Source organism: Mesorhizobium sp. M1A.F.Ca.IN.020.03.2.1 (genome assembly GCF_004023205.1).
GTDB lineage: Bacteria > Pseudomonadota > Alphaproteobacteria > Rhizobiales > Rhizobiaceae > Mesorhizobium.
The window spans coordinates 1-4095 of sequence record NZ_RZSV01000348.1 but is presented as its reverse complement, the minus strand read 5'-3'; the positions used below and the strand labels follow the sequence as shown (position 1 = coordinate 4095).

The window sequence follows — 4095 nt, the reverse complement described above, 5'->3', positions numbered from 1 at the left end:
TGTCAAGCACCATTCAATTTGGTCACAATTCCGTTTAGAGTCGCGACAATTCTGCGGCGGGTGGCATCGGAAACGGGGCACGGATGGCTTTTCTCAGATCCTTCGGCAGGCGCTCGGATGTCCTGGTCTACGATCCGCACAAGCTGTCGAGCCCGCAGGTCTTCCTGCTCACGATGGTGATCTTCCTGGTCATCGTCGCCTTCATCGCCGCCATCCTCACCCGCCAGATCTCCTCCGCCTTCTCCAGCAATCCCGGCCTCAACGGGCTGATCATCGGCGTGCTCGCCGTCGGCATCCTGCTCGCCTTCGCCCAGGTCGGCCGGCTGTTCAGAGAGGTGCGCTGGGTCAATTCCTTCCGCGCCGGCTCCGAGACCACCGAGCCGGTGCTCCTGGCGCCGATGAAGGCGATGATCGGCCGCTCGTCGACGATCGCCTTCTCGACCTCTTCGATGCGCACCATGCTCGATTCCATCGCCACGCGCCTCGATGAAAGCCGCGACACCTCGCGCTATCTCGTCGGACTGCTGGTGTTTCTTGGCCTGCTCGGCACCTTCTGGGGCCTGCTCAACACCATCGCCTCCATCCGCGAGACGATCGAGGCGCTCGACCCCGGCAGCGGCGATGCCGCCGCCGTGCTCGACGCGCTGAAGCAGGGCCTGTCGGCGCCGCTCGCCGGCATGGGCACGGCCTTCTCGTCCTCGCTGTTCGGCCTCTCCGGCTCGCTGGTGCTCGGCTTCCTCGACCTGCAGGCCGGCCGCGCCCAGACCCGCTTCTACACCGAGCTCGAGAACTGGCTGTCCTCGGTCACCGATCTCTCGTCCGATATCGTCGTGTCGGAATCGGCGCGCGCCGAGCCGTCGGAGGAGATCCGCCTGCTGTCGGAACGGCTGCGCAGCCTGCAGGAAAACGGCGGCGGCTCCAACCCGCGCGTCGCCACCGCCATGGCCAACCTCGCGGACGGCATTTCCGGACTGGTCAAGAACATGCGCTCCGAACAGCAGATCATGCGCGACTGGGTCGAGGCGCAGTCGGACGAACAGAAGGCGATGCGCAACACGCTGGAAAAGATCGCTGACGCCCTGAAGAAGACCGGAGTGCACTGACGTGGCGCTGGCAAGGCGGCGCGCCGATCGCCGCATCGACTACTGGCCCGGCTTCGTCGACGCGCTGTCGACGCTTCTGCTCGCCATCATGTTCCTGCTGACGGTCTTCGTGTTGGCGCAATTCCTGCTCAGCCGCGAAATCTCCGGCAAGGACACGGTGCTCAGCCGCCTCAACTCGCAGATCAACGAGCTGACGCAGTTGCTGGCGCTGGAGCGCTCGAACAGCCAGGACAAGGAAGACACGCTCGCCAATCTGCAGGCCTCGCTGTCGGCGGCGGAGGCGGAAAAGAGCCGTCTTCAGCAATTGCTGGAGCAGGGTGCCGGCGCCGGCGACGCGGCCAACAAGCGGGCAGACGCGCTGTCCGGCGAACTCAGCAACCAGCGCCAGATCAGCCAGCAAGCGCTGAGCCAGGTCGAGATCCTCAACCAGCAGATCGCCGCACTGCGCAAGCAGATCGCGGCGCTCGAGGACGCGCTCAACGTGTCCGAGCAGCGCGACCGCGAGTCCAACACCAAGATTGCCGATCTCGGCCGCCGCCTGAACGTGGCGCTGGCGCAGCGCGTTCAGGAGCTCAACCGCTACCGTTCCGATTTCTTCGGCCGACTGCGCGAGATCCTCGCCGACCGCGAGAACATCCGCATCGTCGGCGACCGCTTCGTCTTCCAGTCGGAAGTGCTGTTCCCGACCGGCTCCGACGAGATCAACGATGCCGGCAAGGTCGAGATGAAGAAGCTCGCCGATGCCGTCATCGAGCTGCAGAGGGAAATCCCGCCCGAGATCAGCTGGGTGCTGCGCGTCGATGGCCACACCGACAACAAGCCCTTGTCCGGCACCGGCCGCTATCGCGACAACTGGGAGCTGTCGACCGCCCGTGCGACCTCGGTGGTGAAGTTCCTGATCGAGAACGGCGTGCCGGCGAACCGGCTGGTAGCCGCCGGCTTCGGCGAATTCCAGCCGCTCGATCCGGCCGACACGGATGAGGCGCGCAGCAAGAATCGCCGAATTGAACTGAAGCTCACCGAACGTTGATCCGGCATCACGCGAACTCACGCGAATTTGTTCGCAGGCTCAACTCTAGCGCGCAGAAGCTCGCCGGCAAGGCCTGAAAACATTATCTTTTTTTAATTACACTCGGCGACTTGGAGGCCCTAATTTGCTGCGCAGGGCCGGGAACCGCCGGCGATGCCTCCCATCGCGACGCGACGGAACCGGACGGCCCACTAGCTCGGAAGCAGAGCGGGATGGCCGCTCCTTCCCCAGCAGGAGGACGCGCCGTCATGCGCGCTTTGACATCTCTCAAGACTGCAACTCTCGCCGCGATTCTGATTGCCGCTCCGCTCGCCGGCGCCTACGCCGCCGGACATCACAAGGGCGCTCTCGACGCAACCGATCCAACCGACTTCACCGGACCGCGGGTGACCAGCCTGATCGAGCAGGTCCAGGGTGTGGATCAGGGCATCGCCGACGCGCGGCAAGCAAACGACATCTCGGCCTCGGAAGCGCAGCAACTGCATATGCGCGCCGCGCACATCAGCCAGGTGGCCGAGCACGTAGCCGCTTCGGATCACGGCAGGATTCCGGCTGCGCAATATCACGATCTGCTGCGCCGTCTCGACAATGTCGACCAGAAGCTGAGAACCGATACCGGCAGCGGCTTCCTGATGGGCGACGGCGCCGACGGCGGTCACTATCCGAACGGCTGAGCGGTTTCGGGCCGCGACTGCCGTTTCGAGACCAGGAAGGGACGATCTGGCGCCCGAGGGACCTGGCCCGAGGGCGTCCTTTTTTCAGTCACCGGCCGAGCCAAAGCGCGATAATGGCAAGCACCGCAGGCAGCGTCTGGACGAACAGGACCTTGCGGCCGACGGTCGCCCCGCCATAGAGGCCGGCGACGGCAACGCAAAGCAGGAAGAACATCTTGATCTGGAACCCACCGGTGCCGAGATAGAGCCCCCAGATCAGGCCTGTAGCAAGAAAGCCGTTATAGAGCCCCTGGTTGGCGGCGAGCACTTTCGAGGCGCTGGCGAAGTCCGGCTTGAGGTTGAACGCCTTGTGGCCGCGCGGCGTGTCCCACAGCACCATCTCCAGATAGACGATGTAGCAGTGGATCAGCGCCACCAGCCCGGTCAGGATATTGCCGATCATTGTCCCCTCCGCTCGTTGGCCCCAACCTTGATCACGCAGCGCTGTTGCAAGGCAAGGTGGGCTGATCCGGAACGGGCGGATCAGGGTTGCCAAGCTGCGCGCCTTGGTATCTTTTCGCGCCAACCCCTTTGCAGCCGGAAACCCTCCATGTCCTTCCAAAAACTCGATCAGCTCGGCCATAGGCTCGAAGCGCTGGAACATGCGCTGGCCATTCTCGGCGCCGATGAGGCGACCCACATGGCGGTTGGCGGCGGCGAGAAGCGCGCCGAGGCGATGTCGGCCTTGGCCGGCATGCTGCACGCCCAGGCTACCGCACCGGAGATCGGCGACTGGATCGCCGCCGCCGAAGCCGAACCGCTGAACGACGAGCAGCAGGCTGCGGTGAGGGAACTGCGCCGCCAATATACCAACCTCACCTGCCTGCCGGTCGAATTTGTCGAGCGCCAGACGACGGCGCGCATGCGCTCCGAGCAGCTCTGGCGCGACCTGCGCGCCAAGAATGACTGGGCGGGCTTCCTGCCGGCACTGGAAGGCGTCGTGGCGCTGGTCCGAGAAGAAGCGGCGCTGCGCGCCGAGGCGCTCGGCCTCGCCCCCTATGACGCGCTGATGGAGCAGTACGATCCCGGCAACCGCGCCGCCGACATCACGCCGGTGTTTGTCGAGCTGAAGGCTTTCCTCAAGGATTTCCTGCCGCATGCGCTGGCGATGCAGGATGCGCGGCTGGCGAAGCACGCGCTCAAGCCGCTCTCCGGCAGCTACGCCGTCGAGAAGCAGCGCGAGCTTGGTCTTGCCATGATGGCGGCGGTCGGCTTCGACCTCACCCATGGCTCGCTGGCGGTGTCGCAC

General features: G+C 65.0%; 4 protein-coding genes and 1 pseudogene. 4 read left to right on the top strand and 1 reads right to left on the bottom strand.

Annotated features, from left to right (window positions below):
* Positions 1–83: 83 nt before the first annotated feature.
* From EOA79_RS30250 to EOA79_RS30240, 3 genes are all read left to right on the top strand, one after another.
* A complete protein-coding gene (locus EOA79_RS30250) occupies positions 84–1103 on the top strand; it encodes a MotA/TolQ/ExbB proton channel family protein (RefSeq protein ID WP_067319476.1) in 1020 nt (339 codons plus the stop codon).
* Between the two features lies 1 nt (position 1104).
* Positions 1105–2133 carry a peptidoglycan -binding protein gene (locus EOA79_RS30245; protein ID WP_067319478.1) on the top strand — a complete coding sequence of 343 codons (1029 nt, stop codon included), beginning with the start codon at positions 1105–1107 and terminating at the stop codon, positions 2131–2133.
* 248 nt (positions 2134–2381) lie between these two features.
* Positions 2382–2807, top strand: coding sequence for a hypothetical protein (locus EOA79_RS30240; protein WP_067319480.1), 426 nt, complete (start codon positions 2382–2384; stop codon positions 2805–2807).
* 88 nt (positions 2808–2895) lie between these two features.
* On the opposite strand, the gene EOA79_RS30235 is transcribed toward EOA79_RS30240, so the two are convergent.
* Complete coding sequence (locus EOA79_RS30235) at positions 2896–3249, bottom strand: DUF1304 domain-containing protein (protein WP_067319482.1); 354 nt, start codon at positions 3247–3249, stop codon at positions 2896–2898.
* A gap of 147 nt (positions 3250–3396) precedes the next feature.
* Here EOA79_RS30235 and EOA79_RS30230 point away from each other — a divergent pair.
* A pseudogene (locus EOA79_RS30230) lies at positions 3397–4095 on the top strand (carboxypeptidase M32); the annotation flags it as partial.

Bases quoted from the DNA above. Each gene is read 5' to 3' on its own strand.
- EOA79_RS30240 (WP_067319480.1), top strand. From the start codon at position 2,382: ATGCGCGCTTTGACATCTCTCAAGACTGCAACTCTCGCCGCGATTCTG.
- EOA79_RS30235 (WP_067319482.1), bottom strand. From the start codon at position 3,249: ATGATCGGCAATATCCTGACCGGGCTGGTGGCGCTGATCCACTGCTAC.
- EOA79_RS30250 (WP_067319476.1), top strand. From the start codon at position 84: ATGGCTTTTCTCAGATCCTTCGGCAGGCGCTCGGATGTCCTGGTCTAC.